Here is a 445-nt window from a genome sequence, read left to right as displayed (position 1 = left end):
TCTAGAAAAAGAGTACCTCCATGAGCAAGTTCAAACAATCCTCTTTTTCCACCCTTTCTAGCACCAGTAAATGCACCTTCTTCGTATCCAAAAAGTTCACTTTCAAGTAAATTTTCTGCTATAGTAGCACAGTTTATGGCAACAAAGGGTCTATCTTTTCTTTTACTTATATTGTGTATACTATGGGCTATAATTTCTTTACCTGACCCACTTTCTCCATAAAGTAAAGTTGTATAATCACTTTTTCCAATTTTTTTGGCTTCTTCAATAAATTCTTTAGTTAATTTATCTTTAAATAAAAAATCATCAAAAGTATATCTAGCATAAAGACCTTTTTGATTCAAGTCATATCTTATTTTTCTTTCTAAGTTTTGTAGCTTGGTTATATCTTGTATTATTCCTAAAACTCCATAAGTACTATTATCAACTTTTATCAATGTCGTTC

Annotated in this window: 1 protein-coding gene; it reads right to left on the bottom strand. The window is 29.7% G+C overall.

Translation table 11 applies throughout. The annotated features are described in order from the left end of the window. On the bottom strand, positions 1 to 445 hold a 445-nt coding region (locus K0039_RS21450), incomplete at both ends, for a sigma 54-interacting transcriptional regulator (RefSeq protein WP_228106908.1).

Origin of the sequence: Terrisporobacter mayombei (assembly GCF_020748465.1) — a bacterium.
GTDB lineage: Bacteria > Bacillota > Clostridia > Peptostreptococcales > Peptostreptococcaceae > Terrisporobacter > Terrisporobacter mayombei.
The sequence above is the reverse complement of the archived record's forward strand: the minus strand, read 5'-3'. Positions and strand labels throughout refer to the sequence as shown.